Source organism: Oscillospiraceae bacterium, from assembly GCA_022483045.1.
Taxonomy (GTDB): domain Bacteria; phylum Bacillota; class Clostridia; order Oscillospirales; family Acutalibacteraceae; genus Caproicibacterium.
The window spans coordinates 547,840-573,676 of sequence record JAKVOA010000002.1 but is presented as its reverse complement, the minus strand read 5'-3'; the positions used below and the strand labels follow the sequence as shown (position 1 = coordinate 573,676).

Annotated in this window: 18 protein-coding genes; 6 read left to right on the top strand and 12 right to left on the bottom strand. The window is 52.7% G+C overall.

The genetic code is table 11. From position 1 onward, the window contains the following. Nucleotides 1-68: 68 nt before the first annotated feature. Genes LKE53_11550 through LKE53_11535 form a run of 4 tightly spaced genes read right to left on the bottom strand, consistent with a single transcriptional unit; the run spans nucleotide 69 to nucleotide 5,684 of the window. Nucleotides 69-1,871, bottom strand: a complete 1,803-nt coding sequence (locus LKE53_11550) for a DUF6020 family protein (GenBank protein MCH3973370.1) — start codon at nucleotides 1,869-1,871, stop codon at nucleotides 69-71. Further along, entirely contained in the window at nucleotides 1,858-2,796 is a 939-nt protein-coding gene (locus LKE53_11545; protein ID MCH3973369.1) for a glycosyltransferase family 2 protein, read from the bottom strand. Before LKE53_11545 ends, LKE53_11550 begins: the two co-directional genes overlap by 14 nt. Nucleotides 2,797-2,815: 19 nt before the next feature. Then, nucleotides 2,816-4,165: an HD domain-containing protein gene (locus tag LKE53_11540; protein ID MCH3973368.1), complete on the bottom strand. Its 1,350-nt coding sequence runs from the start codon at nucleotides 4,163-4,165 to the stop codon at nucleotides 2,816-2,818. 31 nt (nucleotides 4,166-4,196) lie between these two features. Next, entirely contained in the window at nucleotides 4,197-5,684 is a 1,488-nt protein-coding gene (locus LKE53_11535) for a DUF6056 family protein (GenBank protein MCH3973367.1), read from the bottom strand. 142 nt (nucleotides 5,685-5,826) lie between these two features. Here LKE53_11535 and sigG point away from each other — a divergent pair, with 142 nt between their 5' ends. Then, complete coding sequence (gene sigG, locus LKE53_11530) at nucleotides 5,827-6,597, top strand: RNA polymerase sporulation sigma factor SigG (GenBank protein MCH3973366.1); 771 nt, start codon at nucleotides 5,827-5,829, stop codon at nucleotides 6,595-6,597. A 123-nt stretch (nucleotides 6,598-6,720) separates the two neighbouring features. Further along, the gene (locus tag LKE53_11525; GenBank protein ID MCH3973365.1) at nucleotides 6,721-9,666 is read left to right on the top strand and encodes a glycosyltransferase family 39 protein; all 2,946 of its coding nucleotides are present in this window, start codon (nucleotides 6,721-6,723) and stop codon (nucleotides 9,664-9,666) included. Nucleotides 9,667-9,758: 92 nt separating this feature from the next. On the opposite strand, the gene LKE53_11520 is transcribed toward LKE53_11525, so the two are convergent. Continuing rightward, nucleotides 9,759-10,502 carry a DUF2087 domain-containing protein gene (locus tag LKE53_11520; GenBank protein MCH3973364.1) on the bottom strand — a complete coding sequence of 248 codons (744 nt, stop codon included), beginning with the start codon at nucleotides 10,500-10,502 and terminating at the stop codon, nucleotides 9,759-9,761. A 195-nt stretch (nucleotides 10,503-10,697) separates the two neighbouring features. Here LKE53_11520 and LKE53_11515 point away from each other — a divergent pair, with 195 nt between their 5' ends. Then, on the top strand, nucleotides 10,698-11,522 hold the full coding sequence (locus LKE53_11515; GenBank protein ID MCH3973363.1) for a C39 family peptidase: 825 nt from the start codon (nucleotides 10,698-10,700) through the stop codon (nucleotides 11,520-11,522). Between the two features lie 64 nt (nucleotides 11,523-11,586). Continuing rightward, nucleotides 11,587-11,907, top strand: coding sequence for a YlmC/YmxH family sporulation protein (locus tag LKE53_11510; GenBank protein MCH3973362.1), 321 nt, complete (start codon nucleotides 11,587-11,589; stop codon nucleotides 11,905-11,907). Between the two features lie 84 nt (nucleotides 11,908-11,991). Here the strand turns inward: LKE53_11510 and LKE53_11505 are convergent, their stop codons facing one another. The 3 genes from LKE53_11505 to rlmB all read right to left on the bottom strand — a co-directional run bounded on the left by LKE53_11505 (nucleotide 11,992) and on the right by rlmB (nucleotide 19,109). Then, on the bottom strand, nucleotides 11,992-14,055 hold the full coding sequence (locus tag LKE53_11505; protein MCH3973361.1) for an elongation factor G: 2,064 nt from the start codon (nucleotides 14,053-14,055) through the stop codon (nucleotides 11,992-11,994). A 288-nt stretch (nucleotides 14,056-14,343) separates the two neighbouring features. Further along, a complete protein-coding gene (locus tag LKE53_11500; protein MCH3973360.1) occupies nucleotides 14,344-18,300 on the bottom strand; it encodes a hypothetical protein in 3,957 nt (1,318 codons plus the stop codon). Nucleotides 18,301-18,323: 23 nt separating this feature from the next. Continuing rightward, the gene (gene rlmB, locus LKE53_11495; GenBank protein ID MCH3973359.1) at nucleotides 18,324-19,109 is read right to left on the bottom strand and encodes a 23S rRNA (guanosine(2251)-2'-O)-methyltransferase RlmB; all 786 of its coding nucleotides are present in this window, start codon (nucleotides 19,107-19,109) and stop codon (nucleotides 18,324-18,326) included. 539 nt (nucleotides 19,110-19,648) lie between these two features. On the opposite strand from rlmB, the gene LKE53_11490 reads away from it, so the two are divergent. Further along, nucleotides 19,649-20,443 carry a DNA-3-methyladenine glycosylase 2 family protein gene (locus tag LKE53_11490; protein ID MCH3973358.1) on the top strand — a complete coding sequence of 265 codons (795 nt, stop codon included), beginning with the start codon at nucleotides 19,649-19,651 and terminating at the stop codon, nucleotides 20,441-20,443. A gap of 127 nt (nucleotides 20,444-20,570) precedes the next feature. After that, complete coding sequence (gene fba / locus LKE53_11485) at nucleotides 20,571-21,509, top strand: class II fructose-1,6-bisphosphate aldolase (GenBank protein MCH3973357.1); 939 nt, start codon at nucleotides 20,571-20,573, stop codon at nucleotides 21,507-21,509. A 129-nt stretch (nucleotides 21,510-21,638) separates the two neighbouring features. Here the strand turns inward: fba and LKE53_11480 are convergent, their stop codons facing one another. From LKE53_11480 to LKE53_11465, 4 genes are read right to left on the bottom strand one after another with little or no spacing between them, the layout of a single operon-like run. Beyond that, entirely contained in the window at nucleotides 21,639-22,553 is a 915-nt protein-coding gene (locus LKE53_11480) for an energy-coupling factor transporter transmembrane protein EcfT (GenBank protein ID MCH3973356.1), read from the bottom strand. Beyond that, complete coding sequence (locus LKE53_11475; GenBank protein MCH3973355.1) at nucleotides 22,550-23,233, bottom strand: ECF transporter S component; 684 nt, start codon at nucleotides 23,231-23,233, stop codon at nucleotides 22,550-22,552. The genes LKE53_11480 and LKE53_11475 overlap by 4 nt, the downstream gene beginning before the upstream one ends. A gap of 2 nt (nucleotides 23,234-23,235) precedes the next feature. Next, entirely contained in the window at nucleotides 23,236-24,936 is a 1,701-nt protein-coding gene (locus tag LKE53_11470) for an energy-coupling factor transporter ATPase (protein ID MCH3973354.1), read from the bottom strand. Next, the gene (locus tag LKE53_11465) at nucleotides 24,909-25,790 is read right to left on the bottom strand and encodes an energy-coupling factor transporter transmembrane protein EcfT (GenBank protein MCH3973353.1); all 882 of its coding nucleotides are present in this window, start codon (nucleotides 25,788-25,790) and stop codon (nucleotides 24,909-24,911) included. Before LKE53_11465 ends, LKE53_11470 begins: the two co-directional genes overlap by 28 nt. Between the last annotated feature and the right edge of the window lie 47 nt (nucleotides 25,791-25,837).

The following is a 25,837-nucleotide window of genomic DNA, read 5'->3' as shown; positions in this document are numbered from 1 at the left end:
ACAGGAAAACGCGGCGTATCCCATTTGCGGATACGCCGCGTTTTTTGTCTATTTAAATCAAGAAGCAGCTATTCTCTTTTTGTATAGTTCTGGGGTGTTTTTGGCAGAGCTCCTTTCTTCGCCAGCTTTTGGGGAAACGCCAGCAGCACAATCAGCGGGAATGCAGTGGCATACGCAAACATATACCGGAACTCGCAGAAAGTCGGCGTAGCCACCATCAGCGTCAACCACAAAAGGAACAGCGGCAGTAAACTGATCAGCTGCTTTTTCCGTTTCTGTACAATCATCTGAAATGCCGCATAGGCGGCCACCCAGAACAGGAAGCCAATACTCAAAAGCAACGACAATACCGGAATATTATACTGCAAAACAGACATAGCACCTTCTACGATACCGCGCAGCTGTGAGAAACCGGGAATATCCGCCTCAACAACACCGACTCCGCGGCAGGACGCTTTATCGACTGTTCCGTATAGAGCAACCCAGTTGGTTGTGCCAATATGCCAGTAGCCCAGCGTTTCACCTATATATGCCTTGATATAGTATTTGAGATTTGGCCCCAGCATACCTGCCCAGACTTTGATAAACTGCACTTTGTTTTTTTCAAGGAATGCGTTATTAAAGCCTTTATCGAATTTAATTTTATCTGCTGTGCGCGGCATATACACTTGTTTTATGGTTTCCAACGGCAGCAGCTGATCGACAAAAGCTTTTTGTTCCGCAGTCATCTTTCCGTTTTTCACCACAGTGTATCCAATCTGCTGCAGCGGTATGGCAACAGACTCTGCAAACGGGCTTTCCTTAATGTTTGCCGCCTTATACACCGGTCCCTGAATCACCGGTACCAGCACCAGCAGCGCCAGGAAAGCCGGCACCACGCGCTTCCACAGTTTTCGGTAAAGCACCGCCAGCACAATCAGTGTAAGGAACACAATATAATAGCCGTTGTTGCGCAAAAAGCACAGCAGCAGATTCACTGCTAAAAAGCCCGCCAAAAATCCCGGTCGTTTCAGCTTTTCACCTTTACTGTGTATGCAGTCATACAAAAGTGTCAGGTAAACCAGCATAAAGTCGCCAAAAAAGATATCTTTCCACATCGTGACCGCATAGACAGAGAAAAGCGGGTTTGCAATGAAATAAACCGCACATAAAAGAAAAGCGATTTTAGGAAATCCATTTTTTACAAGCCAGCTGAAAAAGTAGCCAATCGCAAAGGCCGCCACCAAGGTCTGCAGCGCCAAAAACAACGCCACACCAAAGGTAACGCTTTTTCCGATCGCAAGCGCAAAGTGCAAAACCAGCCGTATCAGCAAAATGTAAAACACCGGCTGTTGATTAGAAAGAGGAACTTTCCCCAAAGCGCCTGAAATGCAAGCCACCGAATCACCGGTGACATTGCCGGGATAAAAAATCAGCAGACAGGGAATCCAGCACAAAAACAAAACCAGAGCAGAAAGCAGCCAAACCAATTTGGGGTGTCTGCAAACTTCCTCCCGCAGCGTCACCGGGTGCCGCCGGAGGAAATCTGAAAGGCAGGAAAAACAGATAAAGAATATGACCGCAAGTGCTGCAAAATATAAAAAGTCAGAATGGTAAAGCGGCGCCAAGTCTTTTTCGTCCTTTGCATCTGCTTTGCCGCCCGCGACAAAGGCAAGCGCCAGCAGCAGTGAAAAGACCGCATTACAGATAAACAGCCGCTTTCCGTGTATTTTCCTGAGGTACCGCAGAAGCAGGAAAAGCACAACTGCCGCCAGCGGCAGCCACAGCACCGGCACACGAAAATAGCGAATCTCTAAAAATGCCAGCAGTATGCTGCACACTGCCGCAAGACAAATTTCCAAAACAGAGCGAGCTGTTTTATTTTTTCCCATGTTGGTTCATCTCCGCATACAGATTCATCAGCATTTCGGTAATCCGGTTCCTCTGTTTCACCGAAACTTCCAGAATGATTCCAGAAAAGAAAGAAAGAAGCGCACAAATGCCCAGCGCCACGCCGACAATCAAGGTCGGGAAGCGCGGCACCATTCCTGTAAGAAAATATTCACGCAGAACCGGAATCAGGAAGCACAGCGCCGCCACCAAAAACAGCAGCGCAAACAGGCCGAAAAACGAAAAAGGCTTGTAGTCACGGTAAAGCCGGAAAATTGTGCGCAGCACCCGGAACCCATCAGAGTAGGTGTTGAGCTTTGATACACTGCCGCTCGGCCGGTCCCGGTAAGCCACCGGAATTTCGCGTACAACGAAGTTGCGCTCTACCGCGTAAATCGTCATTTCCGTCTCGATTTCAAAGCCCTGCGAAAGTACTGGAAAGTTTTTGACAAAGCTGCGGCTAAAGGCCCGCATCCCTGTCATTATATCATTAACCTGCGTTTTAAAAATGCGGTTGATTAAATTCCTGACCAGCACATTACCCGAATTGTGAAACGGGCGTTTGTTCTCTGTAAAATACGTGGAAGAAAGGCGGTCGCCATTAACCATATCCGCCTTGCCGTCTAAGATCAGCTGCACCATTTCCGGTGCTTTGTCCGGCGGGTAGGTATCGTCGCCGTCAGTAATCAAGTAGCAGTCCGCCTCCACTTCCCGAAACATCGAGCGCATCACGTTGCCTTTTCCCTGCCGGTACTCATGCCGCACAACCGCCCCGGCCTCTGCCGCCAATTCCGCAGTATTATCGGTCGAATTGTTGTCATAAACATAAATTGTGGCGTCTGGCAGGCTTTCGTGATACTCCCTGACAACTTTTTCAATCGTCTTTGCTTCGTTATAACATGGAATCAGCACCGCTACACTTTCCATTTTTGTTCTCCTTTTATTCTTACTCATTTTTCAATTTATCAGGTGCCTCTGCTTGCTGCTTCCAGCACTGCAAAAGCGCCTGTTTTTCATTTTGGCAGCGGCCGGCGATTACCGCGTCCAGCATCCAGCCCAGCGCCCGGCCGACCGCATGCCCCTGCAGCCCCAGTGCAAGCAGGTCGTTTCCACTCACCGCGAGCTGTGCCCGCGAAAAGCAGGCCTGCTCTGCTACGATTTTCTTCAGCAGCGCTTCTGTATGGTTCAGTTCCCGCAGCCGACCAAAAACCGCCGGGGCCTGTGCGCGGGTGTCAGCCCGCTGCATCTCCAGCAGAAAAAAACAAAAATCCGGTCCGAACTGCCGCAGCCGCCGCTTTAAAAGCTTTTCGTCCGGCGCCAAAAACAGCATGTGACGGCGGATTCCCTCACAGACGACATGGCTCTGTTTTCCCGAAAAACGCAGGCGCCGCAGAACTTGCTGTGCCATTTCGGCGCCGACTTCTTCATGTCGGTAAAAGTGATCCATTCCTTTTTCGTCTGTCGTACGGCAGGCAGGCTTGCCAATATCATGCAGCAGCATTGCCAGGCGCAGCTCCGGCTTTGGCGGCGCTGCCTCTACTGCATGCAGGGTATGCCCCCAAACATCGTAAAGATGATAGGGACCGCGCTGCAGGCAGCCTTTTTGTGCGGCAAGTTCCGGAATCACCGTAAAGAGCACATCGGAAAATTCCGCTAAAATGCGCCCGGCACCCGGCCCGCACAAAAACTTTGTCAGTTCCACGCTGATGCGCTCAAAGGCAATGTTACGAAGCAGGCCGCGCTGCCGGTGCACCGCCTGCGCAGTGCTTTCCTCTACTTTAAAATCCAGTACACTGGCAAAGCGCAGGGCACGCAGAATGCGCAGGCCATCCTCTGCAAAACGGACTTTCGGCTCACCAACGCAGCGCACCACCCCATTTTGCAGGTCGGCTTGTCCAGCAAACAAATCCACTAAGTCACCGCCCTGCCACGCCATGGCATTAATCGTAAAATCACGCCGGCGCAAATCTTCCACCAAGCTGCGCGTAAAGGTCACGCCATCGGGGCGGCGGTTGTCGCTATAGTTGCCGTCTATACGAAAAGTAGTAACTTCCACCGGGTGCCCATCAGAAACAGCTGTAATGGTACCGTGCTGCAACCCGGTCTCGATACAGTGAAAAGCGGAAAGCGCCTTTTTTGTCTGCAACGGCTCACTTTCCGCGGCGATATCCCAATCGCTGGGCACTTTGTCAAGCAGGCTATCGCGCACGCAGCCACCCACCAGGTATGCCTGCCATCCAGCGCTGTGCAGTGCGCACAGTACTTTCTGCACATATTCCGGTACCAAAAGCTCCAACCCACTTTCTCCTTCCCGTACAGTGCAGACTCTACTGTCCCGCAAAAATCAGCTGTACATTTTCCGGCAGATGATAATACTGCCGAATTTCCTTTTGATAATAAGCCTTTGAAAAGGCATTGCAGTAAAAATACCCCTTCTGCATTTTTCTCTGGTCAATAACCACTGTCTGAGTCTGACCCGCCTTGGCAGCAGCGACCTGACGAAGAATATTCTGATACACTGCGGCATTTGCGCGCATGGGAAAGACCATGCACAGCAGGGTAAACAGACCGACTGCCGCAATAGAAGCCTGCGCGAGCGTAAATGCCGGGCGCTCAGCAAGCTGCATGACGCACAGGGCAAGCAGAATGGTCAGCACAGCCAGGGACATCGTCGGCCGGCCAAGGCTGCCAAGCGGCGCAGGAATCACCTGCGTTCCCCACATAAAGAGCCACAGGGCAAGCAGATACCGGTGGCTTTTGTCGTCATGCGCATCCCAGAGGAATACCGAAAAAACGGCAATAAAGTAGAGTACCCATAAAGCAAAAAGGGCCATAGTTTTGCGGTCAAGCGGTGCATTTTCGCTCAGTGCCGCTGTCGGCAGAATGGTCGACAAAGGCGCAAGCAGGACACCAAAGCCTAGGAAAATTTTCAGCACCGCGCTGCCTTTCGTATGACGACGGTACAGCAGATACAGCGCGCACAGCCCCTGTACCGACGCAATCGGCCAAAAGCCATTGCTGAATGCCGAAATGTAAACGACCAGCCCGCGATACACGCGGTAAAGGAAACTGCCGGAAACCGAATTCTGTACCTCATGCAGACGGTAATACGCGCCGGGGCAGGTAAATGCAAAGATAACTACAGCGGTAGAAAGCAATGCCATCACTTTCAGCAGAGCGGGATTTTTTTCGTTATGCCGCAGCAAAATAAGGGAAAACACCGCGAAAACGAACAAACCCACGGCAGTCTGCTCATGCAGCAGGCCGGAAAGCACTAGGCAGACTGGGCTAAGCCAGATAAACGCCCGCGGCAGGCTGCGCCCGTGCAGGGCATTCCAAAACGGCAGAGCACCTAATAAGGCCAGAAAAAGCGGGTACAGGTAATTACAGGAGCCGTCCAACCACAAAAATGTGTCTGCAAACAAATTGCAGGCCACGGGCAAAAGGCCCGGCAGAAAAGCACACACGCTGCCCAGCGCAAAGTCACGCCTAAGGCTGCCTTGCTGCGGTGTCATACGGCCTGTCACCCAGTAAAACAGCAGCAAAGACAAGCCTACGCTGACAAATGGCGTAACAATTTTCCAGACTGTCATGCCGCTGAGCAGAAAAAGCTGCGCCAGCAGGTTTGCCATGCGTGACCCCGCCACTTGGTAATAGTATTTGTAAAAGCTCCAGATGCGCGGCAGGCTTCCACCGCTTACCGTAAATGCAAAATCATCCCCCTGTGGGAAATCATAGTGGTATAGAAAAAGCAGCCAAAGCAGCCCCGCAAAAAACGGCAGATACAAAAGCCATTTTCTGTTTTTTTTGTTCATAGATTTCTCCTCTTCCGCATAGTACTCTAATTTTATCATATTGCCTCAATAGTATATCATATCCACTTTCTGGAAGCAACCGGTCTTCCCCGCATACTGCCACTCCAAAACGGCCATACTGCAACTGGAAAGGAGCGGTATGATGCAGAACAATAAAGTAGAAATCTGCGGGGTGAATACTTCCAAACTCAAAGTACTGACCGAGGCAGAAAAAATGGACCTGCTGCGCAAAATGCATGCGGGCGACCCGCACGCACGCGATGAACTCATCAGCGGCAATCTGCGCCTGGTGCTTAGCGTCATTCAGCGCTTTACAAACCGCGGCGAAAACCTGGACGACCTGTTTCAGGTAGGGTGCATCGGCCTTATGAAAGCAATTGATCACTTTGACATCAGCCAGGGAGTCAAGTTTTCGACCTATGGCGTACCCATGATTATCGGGGAAATCCGCCGCTACCTGCGCGACAACAATTCCATTCGCGTATCGCGTTCCCTGCGCGATACCGCCTATAAGGCAATGAAAGCAAAAGAGGCCTTTACCGCCGAACACGACCGTGAACCCACAACTGACGAGCTGGCAAAGATTTTGGGTATCGACAGGGCAGATGTTGTCATGGCACTGGAGTCGATTGTAGACCCCGTTTCGCTGTATGAGCCTGTCTTTTCCGATGGCGGCGACACCATTTACGTGATGGACCAGGTCGGCGACAACAACGATGACAACAACTGGATTGACGAAATTGTGCTTAAGCAGGCTATCCGCGATTTATCGGACCGGGAAAAACACATTCTTTCCATGCGCTTCTTTCAGGGAAAGACACAGATGGAGGTTGCAAAAGAAATCGGCATTAGTCAGGCGCAGGTTTCGCGGCTGGAGAAAGCCGCCCTGCAAAAAGTAAAAAAAGACCTATGACTGCGATAAAGTTTATCTTAAGTTTCTTCTAATGTTCAGCAAACAGTCACGCAGCACTCTTACGATAAAATACAGCGACAGCCGCACGCGGCTGCTACAAAATTTTTCGCAGGAGGAATCTGCATGAAGCAAACTATTCTGCAGGCGAAAGAAAAGGCCCGTAAGGCCGGGCCTTCTTTATGGATTCTAATAGGAATCCTAGCCCTCTCTTTCTTTATGAATTTTTGGAATATAGGGAAAAACGGCACCTGCAATGCGTACTATGCGGCCTGTATAAAAAGTATGACACAAAGCTGGCACAATTTTTTCTTTGTCAGCTTTGACCCCGCCGGCATGGTCAGCGTCGACAAACCGCCCCTGGGGCTGTGGATGCAGGCACTTTCGTGCAAAGTGTTTGGCTACAGCGGGTGGGCCATGCTGCTGCCGCAGGCAGTGGCGGGAACACTTTCCTGTCTTCTAATTTACCTGCTGACCAGCCGCTTTTTTCACAAAAATGCCGGTTTGGCAGCGGCCTTTATCTTTGCACTGACCCCCGCCGTAGTGCTGGTTTCCCGCAACAGCACCATCGACATGCAGCTGATTTTCTGGCTGCTTTTAGCAGTGTGGTTCCTGATGAAATCCATCGACACCGGCAAATGGCGGTGGCTTATCGTCTGCGGGGTGCTCATCGGCCTCGGCTTCAATGTGAAGATGCTGCAGGCTTATCTGATTGTGCCTGCGGTCGTAGTCACTTACCTGATTTTTTCAAAGGGAAAAGTATGGAAACGCTTTGCTGCGGGCGCACTGGCAACAGCGGTCATGCTGGCTGTTTCGTTTTCATGGATCACCGTGGTCGACCTGACACCCGCCTCTCAGCGCCCCTATGTGGACAGCACCAGCAATAATTCAGAACTGGAACTGGTCTTTGGCCATAACGGCATAGAGCGGCTGACCGGCAGCGGCGGCGGTGGTGGTACTCAAGGCACCGCGCCTTCCGGTATGCAGGGAGCACAGGGTGGAAAGTCCGACGGCAGCACCGGCGCAACTCAAGGCTCTGGCACCTCTTCCGGTAGCAGTTCGGGTACTTCCTCGGGTACTGCTTCCAGTACAAGCAGCACAAGTTCTGGCAGTGCTGTTGTCAGCGGCTCTACGACCATCGCCGCACAGCAGCCAACTGCGCCAGCGGGCACTTCTTCCGGTACCAGTTCAGGTACTTCCTCAGGTACTGCTTCCAGTACAAGCAGCACAAGTTCTGGCAGTACAGCTGCACAGCAGCCGACTGCACCGGCGGGCACAAATTCTGGTAGCAGTTCCGGCAGCACCGGGCAGCAAGGCGGCCCGCAAAGTGGAAACACACAGCAGGGTATGCAGCAGACAGGCGGAAAACAAGGCGGCGGCAACAATGTCAACAGCCTCGGCTCTGCTTCTCCGCTTCGCCTATGGAATACTGAATTGTATGGACAGGGCAGCTGGCTGCTTCTGTTCGCAGCCGCAGCCTGTGTACTGGGCCTGCGCAAAAAAGGCCTGAAGAAAAAGGACCCTGCACAGCGCAATCTGGTTTTCTGGGGTATGTGGCTGCTTACAGCCGCCGGATTCTTTAGCTTTGCCGGATTCTTCCACGCCTACTATCTGTGCATGATTGCACCACCGGTTGCTGTCCTGAGCGGCGTAGGTTTGTGGCAGCTTTACCGTTTCTTTGCCGCCCGCCGCACCACCAAAAAAGCAGCGGCGAAGCAGGCACTTCTATCTGCTGTGCCTCCTTCCGCAGCAAATACGGCAGTCCCCGGCACTGAAACACCCCAGGACACCACTCCTGCAAAGCCAAAGCGGAAATTAACACTGAACACTCTGCGCCCATGGCTGTTGTTGGCGTCACTGTTTATCAACATTCTGATTTCTTTCCTTTACGTTTTACAGTATTCTTCCGTTTCTGCATGGCTGGCACCACTTATTTTGGTTCCGTGCATTGTAGGAGCAGTGCTGCTGGCAATGCATTGGCTTTCCCCCAAAAAAGTGTTTCTGCGCTCGGCATGTGTACTTCTGGCGGTCTCTCTAATGGCCGGCAGCGCCTATTGGGCATGGACCCCTGTACAAACTCCACCGAATGCAACTATTCCAACTGCTGGGCCGAGTAACACAGCCTCCGGCGGCATGGGCGGCACGCAGTCCGGTCAAATGCCCAGCGGACAGGCGCCCGGCAACGGCACTAACGGCCAGCAGGGCGGTACCTCCTCTTCCAGCAGCCAGTCCGGTCAAATGCCTAATGGGCAGGCACCCGGCAACGGCACTAACGGCCAGCAGGGCGGCACCTCCTCTTCCAGCAGCCAGTCCGGTCAAATGCCCAGCGGACAGGCGCCCGGCAACGGTACTAACGGCCAGCAGGGCGGCACCTCCTCTTCCAGCAGCCAGTCCGGTCAAATGCCCAGCGGACAGGCGCCCGGCAACGGCACTAACGGCCAGCAGGGCGGCACCTCCTCTTCCAGCAGCCAGTCCGGTCAAATGCCTAATGGGCAGGCGCCCGGCAACGGTACTAACGGCCAGCAGGGCGGCACCTCCTCTTCCAGCAGCCAGTCCGGTCAAATGCCCAGCGGACAGGTGCCCGGCAACGGCACTAACGGCCAGCAGGGCGGCACTTCCTCTTCCAGCAGCCAGTCCGGTCAAATGCCTAATGGGCAGGCACCCGGCAACGGCACTAACGGCCAGCAGGGCGGCACTTCTGGCGGCGAATCCTTTACAGACAGCGGGCTGGAAACTTACCTGAAGAAGAACTACAAACAAGGCAGTTTTCTGCTGACCGCCTGCCGCTCTGATACCATTGCGCAGCTCATTATTGACACAGGGCTGCCCTGTTATGCCTATGGTGGCTTCCTCGGCAGCGATAACTCGCTGACACTGACAAAGCTGAAATCTTTGGTTGCAGAAGGAAAAATCACTTACTTCCTGGTATCTGATGAAGGCGGCGGAACCTCAAACAGTGAGATTACTTCTTATGTAACAAAAAATGCGAAGAAGATTGACTCCAGCGCCTACAGCAGCTCTTCTTCCACTTCCGGAAAGAGTTCCGGTACGCTCTACCTATTTTCAAAATGATAGCGCTGTAAACTGACAACAGAAATCATATGCGAACGGGGCTCTCTGCATGGATTGTGCAGAGAGTCCCGTTTGTTGTCTGTCTCAAAAAATCATTTGCGCCAATATCTGCTACAATCCCTGGTGCGGCCAAGGTAACCGTACTCTACCAAATATCGCCGCAGCATTGCGTAATCCTCATCCACACTGCCCAAAATCCGATTAACCTCTTTCTCGGTGTATTGGCGCCCCGGCTCAAATTCTTCTGCCAGCCGGTGCAAAATCACAATTTTCTTCTTTTCTTTAGAAGAAAACACTTTCAGCTTCAGCGGATTCTGGCTTTCAAAGACATTTTCCAGAATTGTCTCATATTCCTCCTTTGTAACTGCATAGCGGTCATCCACCATTTTTGCCCCCTTATGTACAGGCAAAAGCTCAGCCTGCTGCTCTATCTTCCCTTTTTCCGCCATTTTCCACACTGCAAGGTAAAGCTTGGCGTTTTTTGCTTTTTCTCGAAAGCGAAAGCGCTGATGCCGCACAGTGGACTGCGAAATGTGCAGCTGCTTTGCAATCTCGCTGTCAGGCACACCATCATGGAAAAGCTGCAGCAGTTCTTTCTGATTTTCTGTTATGGAAAGGCTGCGGGCATTTGCACTGACGAATTCCTGAAAGCGGCTGGGGTGCATCTGCTGCACATGCAGAGCTGCCGCGCGCGCTGCGGTGTAAAACCTGCCGTCTGCCGGAAAGATCTCGTCCGGTGCAAAGACTTTCCCACAGCAGAGGCAGACCAGCGCGCCGTCTTCCCTGTGTGCAACTCCGGCTGCCAATTCTTCTATCGTTTCTTCTTTGCTGCTCAACGCTTTTTACCTCTTTCTCGTAATATCATAAACATATTATATATTTATTTATAATATTTGTAAACACAATTTTAATTATAAAATGAGTTTATACAGCCGCCCGCCAAAAGGGACAAACTCTTTTTTGTGCATTCGACAGGAACAGCCCTGCTTCTTTTGGAAAACAACGTAAAATAGCGGCAGGAGTTGATAAACATGCAAAACGCTTGCGCGCTGCTGCGGAAAAAAATAGCTGAAAGAAAAAGGCTGCCATACCGGGGCTGCCGCTGCTCGCCAAAAGAGCGCGCCGTACATCTGCGGAAAAAGATTTTAAGTCTTGTTGTGGCCGGGGCACTTGGCTTTGGGGCAGTCGGGTTCGCCTGTGCCTGTGCGCTGCCGCCGACTTCTTCTTCCTTGCAAGGCACAGGCAAAGCGCCGATTTCCCTGCAGCTGTGGCTGCCCTACTGCAGTGCCAAAAAGGTGCTGCCCTATGGCACCGAAGCTGTCAGCGAACTGATGCTGCTGCACTATTGGGGTATTCCCGCCGGACTTGACAATGTGGTCAGTTCTTTAAGCCAAACGCCGCTGCAGACGCTTAGCGGCACCCTGACCGGCCCGGATCCGGAAAAATCCTTTGCCGGCAGCCCGCGCAAAAAGGGCAGCGGCGGGTGTTTTGCACGGCCGGTCAAGCAGTCTTTGGCGCAGTTTTTGCCGCCGCTTTTAAAGGCACAGGATACTTCCGGTACTTCTTTAGAGACACTAATACAAAAATATGTTTCCGCCGGGCAGCCGGTACTGCTTTGGGCTACCGAAAAGATGGACATGCCCGCTGCCGCCCTTTCTTGGCAGATGCCAGCCGGGGGCACCTGCTTTTGGCCTAAAAATACAGACTGCATGGTGCTGGTGGGGTACGACCCAAATGGCTGCTGGCTCGAGGACCCCATGGGGGACAGCGGGCCGACTTACTGGAAAAAGCCGCTGGTAAACAGCCGCTATGAAGCGCTGGGCCGGCACAGCCTTGTGGTTTACCGTACTGCTTAAAAAGCATTCTGTACAGGAATATTTTTTCTCTTCTCTGCGTAAAGCTGCATAAGGGGTGATCTGCGTGCACAGCAGAGTGTATGACCTGCATCGCAAAGAGGTAATCAATATCCGCGACGGGGTGCGCCTGGGCAATGTGGGAGATGTAGAGATTGACACCGTGACTGCTTCAGTCGCGGCGCTTGTCATTTACGGCAGGCTGCGCTTTTTCGGCCTGTTTGGGCGGGAAGATGACCGCATGATTCCGTGGGCGGATATCCGCCTGATTGGTGAAGACATTATTTTGGTGGATACGCTGTTTCCGCAGCACGAAAACCGACAGCACAGCCGCACCAAAGCGCCGCCTGTAAAGCCGGAAAAAGAGACACCGCCTAAAAAAGCATAAAGTAAAAGACAAGGCTGCCGGCAATTTCCGGTGGCCCTGTCTTTTGTTATGGAGGAAGTTTGGCAAATGCCAAAGAAAGTATGCTTATTCTTCGCTCGCGGCAGCAATCACTTTTTCTGCCACCTGTGGCGGGCACTCTTCATACCGAATGAAGTCGAACGTATAGCTGCCGCGTCCCTGGGTTGTCTGACGCAGGAAGGTTGCAAAATCAGCCATTTCAGCCATTGGCACTTCTGCCTCAATGGTCTGGTAGCCGGTCTGTGCGGGGGCAATGCCCTGCACACGGCCACGGCGTTTATTTACCTCGCCCATCACATCGCCCATGTTGCTGTCGGGCACAGCTGCTTTCAACTGACCGATTGGCTCCAGCAAGACCGGGTCTGCCTTTGGCATACCTGCCCGGTAAGCAATGCCTGCAGCTGTTTTAAAGGCCATTTCAGAGCTGTCCACCGGATGATAAGAGCCATCGTACAGCGTTGCATGCAGACCAACTACCGGGTACCCCGCCAGCGGCCCTTTGCTGATGCTTTCGCGCAGGCCTTTTTCTACCGCTGGGAAGTATCCTTTCGGTACACTGCCGCCTACGACCTTTTCATCAAAGACCATATTCTCACTGTCACAGGGACTAAACTCAATCCACACATCGCCAAATTGCCCATGGCCGCCTGTCTGCTTTTTATGCCGGCCCTGCACTTTTACGGTCTTGCGGATTGTCTCGCGGTAAGGCACACGCGGGGTTTTCAGCGTTGCCTCTACATTATAGCGGTTCTGCAGCTTTGACAGCACTACATCCAAATGCTGTTCGCCCAGACCGGAAATAATCATTTCATGCGTTTCAGCATTGTTTTCGTAGCCAATGGTGGGGTCTTCCTCCATCAAGCGGAAAACAGCCTGCGCGATTTTGTCTTCTTCGCCCTTTGTCTTAGGCACAATCGCCATACGCAGCGGTGCATTCGGGTAATCGACACCGTCCAGCATCACTTTGCGTGCAGGTGCACACAGGGTATCGCCGGTGGCCACACCCGACAGCTTCAGCACAGCACCAATATCACCTGCAGGAATGACATGCATATCCTCCTGCTTTTTGCCGCGCACCAGCACCACTTTGCCGATGTGTTCGCTTTCCCCGGTACGCATATCAATTAAGCTGCCGTCCTGCACTACTTTGCCGGAAATGCACTTTAAAAAGCTGACTTTGCCGACAAAGGGGTCCGCAATCGTCTTAAAGCAAATTGCCGCAGCAGCCGCATCTTCATTGACTGTCAATTCTACTGGGTCGCCGTTCATATCAGCACCGATTTCCGCCGCTTTTTCCTGTGCACTGGGCAGCAGCCAGACGATGCCATCCAAGAACTGCTCCATGCCGCGCATCAGCAGTGCATCGCCGCAGAAAACCGGCATAATGGTGCCGGCCTTAACCCCGTGGGAAACGCCGACAATAACTTCTTCCGGTGTAAATTCCTGACCAGAAAAATACTTTTCAAACATTTCATCGCTGGTTTCAGCAACCGCTTCACAAATCGCTGTGCGCAGCCCCTGCAGGCGGTGGTCGCCCATATCGGGCATTTTCACCTCAACCGGTGCACCATTTGCGTAGTCGTAGGCCTTATACTCCAGCAGATTGATGTAAATATTCGCCTGGCCGTTTTCGATATAGGGGACTACGACCGGGCAGACTGCCGGGCCGAAACTGGCTTTCAGGTCTTCAAAGACGTGGTAAAAGCGTGCGCTTTCGTCGCACAGGCCGTTGACAAAGAAAACTTTTGCAAGGCCGCGGCTGTCGGCGGCGGCAACCGCCTTTTCCGTACCTACCGAAACGCCGCCGCGTCCGCTGACAGCAATCAGCACGCTGTCTGCAGCGCGCACAGCCTCTGCCGCGGCGCCCGCAAAGTCAAACAGACCCGGCGCGTCGAGCAGGTTGATTTTATGACCTTTCCACTCCAGCGGCGCTACCGCAGTGGAAACACTGACCCCGCGGCGGGTCTCCTCCGGATCGTAGTCGCACACAGTGCTGCCGGCATTGACTTTGCCCAGGCGGTCGGTCGCGCCGGAAAGTTTGAGCATTGCCTCGGCGATACTGGTCTTTCCGGCGCCGGAATGGCCTGCCAGCGCGATATTTAAGATGTTTTTTGCAGAATACGGTTTCATTTGGTTTTCCCCCTTCGCGGGTAGTAATATTTAATAAATATTTATTCAATGATTGCAATAATTATATATCATATTACTACATATGGCAAGGCGTTTAGGAAATTTCTATAGCCAGCACAGAGTTTCCCTCTCTATTTTGGGCAAAATGACAAATTGTTTCTGCCCACCTCTGCGGTACTTTATTACCCCAGTCATTCTTTCCATTCTCTTTGCGTATAACCCAAAACAGAAAAGCAAAAAGCCGGATGCCCCGCAGGGCCACCCGGCTTCTCGTTTAATAATTGACTTTTACGGTCTGCGGAACTTCGGCACCAGCCAAATTGCCAGGCACCAGAAAGCTTCGTAAATAAACATACTCAATGTACTGACCTGCTGCATTCCCTTTTGGCAGCAGAGGAATGCCACCAAAACAAAGCCCAAAACAGCACTGACATTCTGCAGAACAACCGCCAGCGAAATATTTGCACGCTGACGTACACAAGCTGTAACCAGTCGCATCATCGTGGTCGGGCGGCCCTTTGTTGCAATCAGCGCATTGGCTTTGCGCGCCGGCTTCTTTGCGGCTTCATACACCTGCCCCAAACGCTCTGGCAGCACACGAATGGAGTGTGCATCTAGATGGAACAGCGCCGCTAAAAACGGTGCTGTGACATTTGCATCATTGCTGCGCACGATAATGGCAATACCGTTATTCTCCATGCGCTGCAGCTCCTGTGTACGGTGGCGGTCGGCACGATATGTGACAATAAACATCGCCGAAAGCTCTCCGCTCACTGAAAGGTAAACAACCTGTCTGCCACCCTTTACATATTTCGCTTCCAGCATTTCACTGGGCGGGGTGACATTATGGGCGCTCATCAGGCGGCGGTTGCCAATAAACACCCGGCGGCCGCCGACCCAACCGGAAATTCCCATTCCGTCTTCATACTGTACATTCTCTACTTTTGGCATACCGTCCTGCCGGCTCTGCGTAACTTGGCCAAACAAGCTGCATAAAGGCCCGCCGGCCGCATGCAGCAAGGCAGCGGCATCCACAATCGCATCATCCATCTGCTTCCCACGGAATGTTTTAATGCCATTGAGCATAACACTGCCGCGCGGGAAGAGGTCCTGTGCATCGATCAGTACAGAATTGACATTTGAAAAATACTGCACCGCCGGGAATCCAACAACCATACCGCCGCACTGCGAAGCCACCCGGCTCAGGTACGACAGAGAAAGGTTCACGGAAAGCATATTCATCAGCGGAACACTCACACAAGTGGCTGCAGCAAAGGCTGTCAGCGCACTGCCAACATCTTTTGGCTGAACAAACAGCAGCATGACTAAGAACAGCACCAAACTGGCGCAGAACAGAACCGGTGCCAAGAACTGGCTGCTGTGGTCGCTGGGGTCATCGCTGTAGGAAAGGCGCAGAAAATGCTGGAAAAATCCAGTCTCATGCTCATAGGCAATCTGCGGGGTATCAATGGTGACTCCCTCAGCCATTTGCAAAGCTATGTTATGGTCATTAAACTTTTCGACTGCATATTTTTTATCTGGTGAAGTAATATAATGGAAATTATGATTGACCCGGCGCACCAGCGAAAACTTACCTAAGGTATTGAGGAACAGCGCCCCGCACACAATGACTGCGTACAGATGCAGCTGGCCATGTGCAAAAATGTTCTGCATGAAAAGGGAAGAAACCCCCTGCACCAGCCCAACCACGCTTGCAACAGCAATTCCGCTGTCGGCATTGGCCTGCAGCTTTGCCAGGGCTTTCAGTCCGCTGAAAATCGTAGTGCCACAGAACCCAACTGCAACAGCCATAAAAATCAGGCTGCAAAGAAGATAAGCTGTGATATTGAGTGGCTGCATACCGAACAAGCCAAACTCACCCAGCACGCCAAAGAGCAGCTCTAAAATGCCGCAGATTCCCGTAACTGTCAGGCGCAGCACCAATTCGCGCATATCGCCGCCAAGCTGGTGGAAAATTGCAGCAGCATCTTCCGGTTCATTGTAATCGTCCAGTTCATCCTCTTTGCTGTCGTTGTCCAACAGACGCAAAGGTTCATCTTCGTCAAAGTTAAGGTCTTCGTTCTTCTGTGCGGCATCTGCCTGCTCTTTCGCGGGCACTTCCTGTATCGGCTGGCGCCGGCGCAGAATTTTCCGTTTTGGTGCTTTCTGAGACGGCACCGGAATTTCCAGCTTGTCCTGTTCCTCCACAGCTTCTGCAGGCACCTCTTCGTCCGCAAAACGGTCAGGTACATTCTGCATTGTCACAACAGGCCGTTCCGGCATTTCTGCCGCAGGCTGTGCCGGTTTCTGTACTTCTTCGGCTGCTGTTTCTTCTACAGCGGGTTTCCGCCGAACTTCCGGCTTCTGCATTGTCACAACAGGCCGTTCCGCCATTTCTGCCGCAGGCTGTGCCGGTTTCTGTACTTCTTCGGCTGCTGCTTTTTCTACAGCGGGTTTCCGCCGAACTTCCGGCTTCTGCATTGTCACAACAGGCCGTTCCGCCATTTCTGCCGCAGGCTGTGCCGGTTTCTGTACTTCTTCGGCTGCTGCTTTTTCTACAGCGGGTTTCCGCCGAACTTCCGGCTTCTGCATTGTCACAACAGGCCGTTCCGGCATTTCTGCCGCAGGCTGTGCCGGTTTCGGCGCTTCTTCGGCTGCTGCTTTTTCTACAGCGGGTTTCCGCCGAACTTCCGGCTCCTGTACGGCCGCAGCAGGCCGTTCCGGCATTTCTGCCGCAGGCTGTGCCGGTTTCTGTACTTCTTCGGCTGCTGTTTCTTTTACAGCGGGTTTCTGCGGAGCTTCCAGCTCCTGTACGGCCGCAGCAGGCCGTTCCGGCATTTCTGCCGCAGGCTGTGCCGGTTTCTGTACTTCTTCGGCTGCTGTTTCTTTTACAGCGGGTTTCTGCGGAGCTTCCAGCTCCTGTACGGCCGCAGCAGGCCGTTCCGGCATTTCTGCCGCAGGCTGTGCCGGTTTCTGTACTTCTTCGGCTGCTGTTTCTTCTACAACGGGTTTCTGCGGAACTTCCGGCTCCTGTACGGCCGCAGCAGGCCGTTCCGGCATTTCTGCCGCGGGCTGTGCCGGTTTCTGTACTTCTTCGGCTGCTGTTTCTTTTACAGCGGGTTTCTGCGGAGCTTCCAGCTCCTCTTTCAGCTCTTCTACCGGCTGTGGCACCACATGCGGGTACTTGCGTGATTCATTAAAGACCGGGGTCAGCAGATCCTCCAGCGGGACAATATGTACCGGCGTACCGCTTGGACGGTACGTGACCGGGCTGCCCGCAGGCGGAGCAGGACGCTCAATCGGCTCCTGCACCACCGGCAGCACCATTTCTTTGCGGGGTTCTTTTTGCGGCTGCGGTGGTTCTTTCACAGGCGCCTGCTCTTCGCCGGATTTCGGCTGCAGGTGAACTCCCTTTTTTGCTGCCTCTTTGCGGATATCCTTGAGGCTGATTGCTGTAGTAATTGAATAGATATCTTCTTTTGCAACATCGCTGCCGATTACACCAGTCTCTTCCGCCACTTTCTTGACACGGCGGCGGCGTTTTTCATGCAGCTGCGCCAGTTTTTGTGTCATTTCCGGGCTGGTGCCCTTGTCGTCTTTATCAAATAAATAAGAAAACGTACCGGTTTTATCGCTGACGCCGTTTTCTTCCGGCCGTATCGGCTTAAATGACTGGGTTTCCTCATATTCTTTTTGATATTCCTGCCGGGACTTTAGCTTGAGGCCATAGTACAAATCATCCTCTTTGACGGTCCCTGCCTGCTTGCGGCGCAGTTTATCCTGCTTTTTTAATTTTTTCAGGTTGTTCTTTTCCTGTCTACTGCGCTTATGCGGTTTTTTCTCAGGCTCTTCTTCGGCCTGTTGGCGTTCTTCTTCTATTTTTTTCAGCTGCTCCTGCTGCTGTTTCATACTGTCTAGACGGCGCTGCTCTTCCTGCTGCCTTTGCTGCTCGGCTTCTGCTTTACGGCGCTGTGCTTCCTGCTGCCTTTGCTGCTCGGCTTCTGCTTCACGGCGCTGTGCTTCCTGCTGCCTTTGCTGCTCGGTCTCTGCTTCACGGCGCTGTGCTTCCTGCTGCCTTTGCTGCTCGGTCTCTGCTTCACGGCGCTGTGCTTCCTGCTGTTCTTTTTCTCTGCGGGCTTTTAGTGCACTGGAGGAAAAGGCCATGGCATCAGCCATTGGCTCTTCCGGTGTTTTTTCATCCTGTGCATGATTTATATACAGATTTTCATCGTTCTGATGCTCCATATAGTCTCCCCCACTTTCTGCACTTACTGTTTAGAGTGGATTCCTTTGCGCTGGCGCAACACTTCGTAACAAATGATTCCACAAGCTACGGAAGCGTTCAGAGAATTGATTTGTCCTTCCATCGGCAGGGAAATGGTAAAGTCGCTTTTTTCTTTTACCAAGCGGCCAATGCCAAAGCCCTCGCTGCCAATAATAACTGCACACGGCCCAGCGTAATCCACATTGCACCACGGCTCGCCTTCCATATCGGCAACATACAGCCATACACCCCGTTTTTTAAGTTCTTCCAGCACCTCGGGCAAGCTGTTTACCCGCACCACCGGCACGTATTCTACCGCGCCCGCGCTGGCTTTACCGACCGCATAGGTCAGCCCGACACTGCGCCGTTTGGGGATAATGACGCCGTGCGCACCCGCGCACTCTGCGACACGCAGCACCGCACCCAAGTTGTGCGGATCTTCCAGGCCATCTGCAATGATAAGAAAAGGCTGCTCGCCGCGCTCTTTTGCCAAATTAAAAATATCGTCCAGCTCAGCATACGGCTTTACTGAGGCCAAGGCAACCACGCCCTGGTGTGCGGCACCGCCGCACATAGCATCGAGCTTACGCGAATCGGCCTCTTTGACAGGCACGCCGGCTTCCTTTGCGCGGGCAATAATTGCCCCCAGGCTGCCGCCATGCACGCCGCGGGCTAAATATAAACTTTCCAGTGCGCGGCCGCTTTTCAGTGCTTCCATAACGGCATTGCGCCCAGCTATTACATCATCGCCGCGTACGCGGCCGTTTTCTTCTGATTGATTGGGTTTCATTTTGTGCCTCCAGATACATTTCCCATAATGATTAATTATACCACAAGGCTGTCGCTCCTGCACGTTCTTTCGGAAAAAATGTAGAAAGTTCACGCTTTCGAAACAGAAACCGCACTGAGCAGCCGGTGGGTTCTGCATACCGTCTGCTTGTAAAACAGGTGGCTGAAATACTGTTTTAAATTTTCTTTAAAGAATATACATCGAATTTTCCCTGCCGCTGCGGCATTTATACAAACCGTATTTGCACAGGTTTACATAATACAAGTTGAAAACCCGGTCAACAATGTGGAAAACACAGTTGAAAATGTGGAAAAGCCGCTTGAAACAGCAATTTCATGGTTTATTCATCTTTTAGCAAAATTTATATTATGTAAACCTTTTGCTTGCTTTTTCTTTAACTTTCCGTATTTTCATGTTATACTTGGCGTGCAGAAAGGCAAAAGTCTGTCTGCTTTATTACGAATATATCATATTATAGCTTATTTTCAAGTTAAATATGATGATATCCATTAAATGGTACATATTAAGGAGGAAGCGCAATGGATCTGCGCAAAACACTGCTGTGCGGGCAGTGCTTTCGCTGGCGCGAAATAAAGCCAGGGGTTTTTTCCGGCGTCGTCGGCGGGCGGCACCTGGTGCTGACACAAAAAGACGTGCCTCTTTTACAAGCGGACCCATTTTGGCGCAGCTATTTCGACCTTGACACCGACTATGTTACTCTGCAGCAGCACTTAGCGGCACTGCATCCCAACCTGAAAGAAGCCGCCTGCTGCGGTGCAGGCATTCATATCCTGCGGCAAGACCCCTGGGAGGCGCTATGTTCGTTTATTCTCTCGCAAAACAACAATATTCCGCGTATCCAGGGGATTATCGACCGGCTGTGCGGCGGGCGGGCAGAAGCAGAACTGCCCACGAGCAGCGGCCTGCATCAGCAGAAAAGCGCCCATCCATTCCCTTCGGCGAAAACACTTGCCGCTTTGACAGAAGCCGGCCTTGCACCGCTGCGCTGCGGCTTTCGGGCACGTTATCTGCTGGACGCCGCCCAAAAAGTGGCAGGCGGTGCCGTTTCGCTGGAAGCGCTGCGCACTGCCCCGCTGCAGGAAGCCCGCCGCACCCTTATGACGATTGTGGGCGTCGGGCCAAAGGTCGCGGACTGCGCCCTGCTGTACGGTCTGCACCGCATGGAGTCTTTTCCAAAAGACGTGTGGATCAACCGCGCCATGAAGCAGTGGTTTTCGGGGGTAAATCCGGCTGATTTCGGCCCCGCCGCAGGTCTGGCGCAGCAGTATATCTTTTGGTGGGTGCGGCAGCAGGCGGGAAAAGTTCCTGCCTAAAACCGCGGCCGCAGCATTTTTACAGTTCTTTTTCTATCCTGCACAATTCCCCTCAAGTTTATATTTCTTTTCACTTCAATTTGTTGTATAATGAACCTGCCAATAAAAGTATAGGAGTGTGAAACCCATGGCATTAGTAAACACGAAGGATATGTTCAAAAAAGCATACGACGGCGGCTACGCAATCGGTGCTTTCAACGTGAACAACATGGAAATCATCCAGGGCATCACAGAGGCAGCCGGCGAGCTGAAGGCACCTGTTATTCTGCAGGTTTCTAAGGGCGCGCGCGCTTATGCCAACCCCACCTACCTGGTAAAGCTGGTAGAGGCCGCTGTTTCTGTAAACCCGGACATCCCGATCGCTCTGCATCTTGACCACGGCCCGTCTTATGAGATGTGCAAAGCGTGCGTTGATGACGGCTTTACTTCTGTTATGTTCGACGGCTCTTCTAAGCCCTATGAAGAAAACGTTGCCGAATCTGCAAAAGTCGTGGAGTACGCACATAAATACAATGTTACCGTAGAAGCGGAACTGGGCACCCTGGGCGGTGTAGAAGACGACGTTTCCGTAGAGTCTGACAAAGCAATGTACACGGACCCCGACCAGGTACAGGATTTTGTCAAGCGCACCGGTGTTGACAGCCTGGCAATCGCCATTGGCACCAGCCACGGCGCCTACAAGTTTAAGCCTGGCCAGAACCCGAAGCTCCGCCTGGATATCCTCGAAGAAGTTTCCAAGCGTCTGCCTGGTTTCCCGATCGTTCTGCACGGTTCCTCCAGTGTACCGCAGGAATTCGTAAAGATGATCAACACCTATGGCGGCAACATGCCCAACGCAATCGGTATTCCCGAGAGCGAGCTGCGCAAAGCCGCAAAGATGGCTGTCTGCAAGATCAACGTCGACTCCGACATTCGTCTGGCTATGACTGCTGTTATCCGCAAATACTTCCATGATCATCCGGATCACTTCGACCCGCGCCAGTACCTTGCGCCTGCACGTGAAGCAGTCAAGAACATGGTTGCACACAAGATTACAGACGTTATGGGCTGCGACGGCAAGGCCTGATTTCTGTAAAAACAATTTGGCCCGCGCTCTGTTTTACACAGGGTGCGGGCCTTTGTTATTGCTTATTTCATCTCGTATCGCTGGAAATGCCTGCAGCCACCTTGCAGCTGCGCGGGGCGTAAAGATCTTTTATGATTGTTTTCCGCTGTGCGAGTTTGAAAAATCCGCGCGCTTTCTCTGTCGGTCAAAGGACCATTCCTGCAGACACTGCAGCAGCATCGGCAGCAGGCAAAAAAATGCGTAAGCTCCGCAAAAGAACCAGCTGGCAGCCGTCATTCTGGGGAACTGGATAATCGGGTCATACTGGGCAAAGGTCTGGGAAAAAGCCGCGGCCGCACCAATGGCCGTAAGCAGCACACAGAGCAGGAGCACAAGCGCACGGTCGCGGCCGTCAAAACGATAGATAGAGTAGGCACTGCGTTTTTTCAGCGTACAGCCCCGGCTTCTCATAGAGTCAGCTGTCTGCACCGCATTTTCGAGCAGCCATGTGATCAAAATAGAAACCCTGCGGCAGGCATTTGCACAGCGACGCAAGAAATTTCCCTGCCCCGGCCCGCGGCCAATGCACTGCTGCGCGGCGGCAATCTGTTTTGCCTTAGCACTCACCCGCGGAACTGTGCGCAGCAGGATTGACAGAAGCAGCGAACCTTTCGGTGCAATGCGTCCAAACAAATAGACAATTCGGTCTGTTGAAAACAACACATGAATACACGAAAACCACATCATCACGGCACTCGCCATAGCACCCAGCGCCAGCCCGTACAGCAGGGATTCTGCTGTAATTTCATTGCCAATCCAGTTGACTGCCAGTCCTGTTACACCAAAATGATTGTAAGACGCATAAAACAGCGCAAACAACACCGCACAGGGCACAAGGCAGAGATTAAAAAGCAGCGCCCGCCTGCCGCGCAGCTTTACAGAGTAGGCAAAAGCGCAGGTCCACGAAAGAAACAGGAATACCGGCTGATTAAATGTAAAAGCAAACAGCAGCACCGCCGCGAAAAACAGCAGATTTACCCCCGGATGATAGGAATCAAATCTCACGCCGATTCCTCCAGTATTCCGTATTTCTGCTGCATGCGGTCCAATTTTTCAAACATCGGCTGGGAAAGAACCAGCAGCGTCAAAAACGTGGCTGCCGCATGCACCGCGTTCACCGGTATCCCCGAAAGATACACCGCCGCAGCGTTTGCCGGCGTAATCACCGAATTCATCATAAACAAAGCGCTGGTGTCAAGGATCGGTCCAATCAGCACCATTACCATTGCCGCGCCAAAGATAGAGAGCGGCAGCCGCTTTTTGCTGACAGGGCCGTTTTTGCACAGCACGCCCGCCAAAAAGCCCGCCACACCAAAGGCAAGCATCTGCCAGGGAGTCCAAGGGCCCTGCCCGAAAATGAAGTTGGAAACAAAAGCCGCCATTGCGCCGGTCATAAAGCCCGCCTGTGCACCCAGTGCCGCGCCGACAATGATGATAATGGCTGTCATCGGCTTAAAGTTTGGCAGCCAGATAAACAGCACCCGCGAAACCACCGCAATCGCACACAAGACCGCCAAGGTAATCATTTCTCGCGCCTGCGGCCTGCGGCCCTCAAAGGCAAAGAAAAAAGGCAGCATGGAAAGCACCACAACCACAAGGCTTGCCCCGTAGGCATGGCCGCTGCCAAAAAATTTTCCGCCAAAGACCAAAAGCAAAACAATGGCGGCCATACAAAAAATTGACAAGATCATTCCTCTGGCTGTATTTCGTTTTCCTGCAGATTCTTTTGACATAGGGTTATCACATCCTTACAGGTAACAGCATTTTCAAAAAGATGGCGGCTCATGCGATTTGCCGCTGTGGTGTAAAAGCTGTTGCTGGAAAAAAACATTTCAGGCGTACTGGTCGTTAAAACAGCCCCATCAAAGAAAAGGGAAACCAAATCAGCGTGCTGCGCACAGAACTCAATATCATGCGAAACCATGACAATAGTCACTCCCTGCGCTTTCAAGCGGGCAAAAATTTCCGCAAGCTGCTGTTTAAAGCAGCTGTCAATGCCCTTGGTTGGCTCGTCCAGCAGCAAAATCTTCGGCCGGCACAGCAGCACCTTGGCAAGCGCCGCCTTTTGCTGCTCCCCACCGGAAAGGTCATAGGGGTGCGACGAAAGCAGCGGTGTAATGCCGCACTCGGCAACCACCTGGTGCAGGCGTTCCTCTTTCTGGGAATGGGTCAGCTTTTGTCCGGCAAGCATTTCCTCTAAATCTTCCTGTACAGTCTTTTTTACAAACAGACACTGGGGGTCCTGCGGCAGCATGGCGAGGCAGTTTTCAAAAAGTTCCTGAGAACGGAAGCGGCGCAGCGGCTGCTGAAAAATGCTGATTTTACCGCGGTAAGGACGGCAGATACCGCAGACTGACTTCAGCATGGTTGATTTTCCGGTTCCATTGCCACCCACAATGGCTGAAAGCCGTCCTTTGGGCACCTGCAAGGAAACCCCTTTCAGTACATCTGGTGTTTCCTTCTCATAGCGAAACCAAACGTCCTTGAGCTCCAGTGCACACTCGTCTTTTTCAAAATTCACCGCCGGTTTTTCAAGGCGGCGCACCCGCAGGCTGCTGCCAGCAAGCTTTTCTGAAAGCCAGCTGCGCCCCTCTCGCACTGTGACTGGGCAGGTTCCGCCGCCGCCCAGGGAATAGTACACCTGCATCGGCGCCGGCAGTGACTGTGCCAGTTCCTGTTTCCCGGTAAAAATGCTTTCCCCTGCTTTGCGCGGTTCTGCATCGGCAAAGACGGCGCCGCTGTCCATGACAACAACACGGTCCGCATAAGGAAAGATTTCTTCCAGACGGTGTTCGGAAATGAAAATGGTCGTGCCGAGTTCCCGATTTAATTTACGCACTGTATTTAAAAAATCAGACGCAGCGATCGGGTCAAGCTGACTGGTTGGTTCATCTAAAATCAGTACGTCCGGCTGCATAGCCATAATGGAGGCAAGATTTAAAAGCTGCTTCTGCCCGCCGGAAAGCGTGCTGACATTCTTGTAAAACCAAGATTCAATACCGAAATAGCTTGCCATCTCGGCAACCCGCAGGCGCATGGTCTTTTGGTCTGTTCCAAGGCTTTCTAGGCCAAAGGCCAGCTCATGCCATACTTTGTCGGTGACAATCTGATTTTCGGGATTCTGCATCACATAGCCGATCCTGCTGCTCTGCTCACGCAGTCCGACCCCTTGCAGCGGCCTGCCCGCAAACGTGATTTTCCCCGTGCGGGTTCCGTGGGGGGTCAGCACCGTTTTTAGGTGGCGCAGCAGCGTGGTTTTGCCGCTGCCGCTTTTGCCACACAGTGCAATGTACTCCCCGGGATGTACCGAAAGGCTGACATTCCGCAGGGCCTCTTTCTGTGCGCCCGGATAGCGGAAAGTTAAATTTTCGACCGAAAAAAGCTCCATAAAATATCCTCTTTTATCTGCAGAATACTCGGAAACAGCAGGAAAGCCGCGCAGCCGCCAAGGGAAAGCCAAAGCGCCGCCCCGCTCCGTGCAAAGAAAAGCCGCGGCGAAAAAGAAACCGCCGTTTTGCCAAATGCCGCCCCGACAGCGACCGCCACAAGACAACTGCATAGATAAGCAAGCGCGGCGGCATCTGCGGCGGAAACGCGGAAGCGCGCAAAGCTGGTGCGTTTTCCGCTGCCGTAGCCGCGGCTTTTCATTGCGTCCGCCGTAATCTGAGAGCCCTCCAGCGCAAACGAAGTCAGCGCAGAAAGTTCTGCGGCGCTGACCTGCAGCCTCTGTTTTCTGCTGCCGGTGCGGCTTCCGGCACACCTTGCTGCTGCAGCAATCTCTTTTGCCTTTCTCTGCAGGTACGGCAGCAAGCGGAACACCATTGTCAGCAGCAGCGAAGCCGCAGGCGCCAGCCTGCCAAAAACACAGAGCAGGCGGTCCCCGCTCATCACGCGCTGCCAGCAGGCAAACCACAGCATCACCGAAAAGAACATGCTTCCCGCCGCGGCACCGTAAAGCAGCGCTTCCAGGGTATAGGGTCGGCCGGCAGCCCAGCAAAACAGCACCGTGGCACCGTTTGCATTAAAGAGCGGATTTAGCAGTACAATAACCACCGAAACCGCAAGGATGCCGAAGAAAAAGCGCTTTTTTCTGCCTTTGTTCAGCAGTAGATAATAAAGGGCCGCCAAGCCGGCCGAACACATCAGAAAATATGGATGCAGGAAACACACACCCAGCACTACCGCGCCCGCAAAAAACAGGAAGTTGATAACCGGATGGCATTTTGCAAAAGCTTCCTGCATGTTGTTTCTCCTTTTCCGAAAAATAGGAATTTCATCATTTTACCACT

Coding starts and splice junctions, on each gene's coding strand:
- LKE53_11550 (MCH3973370.1), bottom strand. CDS start 1,871: ATGGGAAAAAATAAAACAGCTCGCTCTGTTTTGGAAATTTGTCTTGCG.
- LKE53_11545 (MCH3973369.1), bottom strand. CDS start 2,796: ATGGAAAGTGTAGCGGTGCTGATTCCATGTTATAACGAAGCAAAGACG.
- LKE53_11535 (MCH3973367.1), bottom strand. CDS start 5,684: ATGAACAAAAAAAACAGAAAATGGCTTTTGTATCTGCCGTTTTTTGCG.
- sigG (MCH3973366.1), top strand. CDS start 5,827: ATGCAGAACAATAAAGTAGAAATCTGCGGGGTGAATACTTCCAAACTC.
- LKE53_11525 (MCH3973365.1), top strand. CDS start 6,721: ATGAAGCAAACTATTCTGCAGGCGAAAGAAAAGGCCCGTAAGGCCGGG.
- LKE53_11515 (MCH3973363.1), top strand. CDS start 10,698: ATGCAAAACGCTTGCGCGCTGCTGCGGAAAAAAATAGCTGAAAGAAAA.
- LKE53_11505 (MCH3973361.1), bottom strand. CDS start 14,055: ATGAAACCGTATTCTGCAAAAAACATCTTAAATATCGCGCTGGCAGGC.
- LKE53_11500 (MCH3973360.1), bottom strand. CDS start 18,300: ATGGAGCATCAGAACGATGAAAATCTGTATATAAATCATGCACAGGAT.
- rlmB (MCH3973359.1), bottom strand. CDS start 19,109: ATGAAACCCAATCAATCAGAAGAAAACGGCCGCGTACGCGGCGATGAT.
- LKE53_11490 (MCH3973358.1), top strand. CDS start 19,649: ATGGATCTGCGCAAAACACTGCTGTGCGGGCAGTGCTTTCGCTGGCGC.
- fba (MCH3973357.1), top strand. CDS start 20,571: ATGGCATTAGTAAACACGAAGGATATGTTCAAAAAAGCATACGACGGC.
- LKE53_11470 (MCH3973354.1), bottom strand. CDS start 24,936: ATGGAGCTTTTTTCGGTCGAAAATTTAACTTTCCGCTATCCGGGCGCA.
- LKE53_11465 (MCH3973353.1), bottom strand. CDS start 25,790: ATGCAGGAAGCTTTTGCAAAATGCCATCCGGTTATCAACTTCCTGTTT.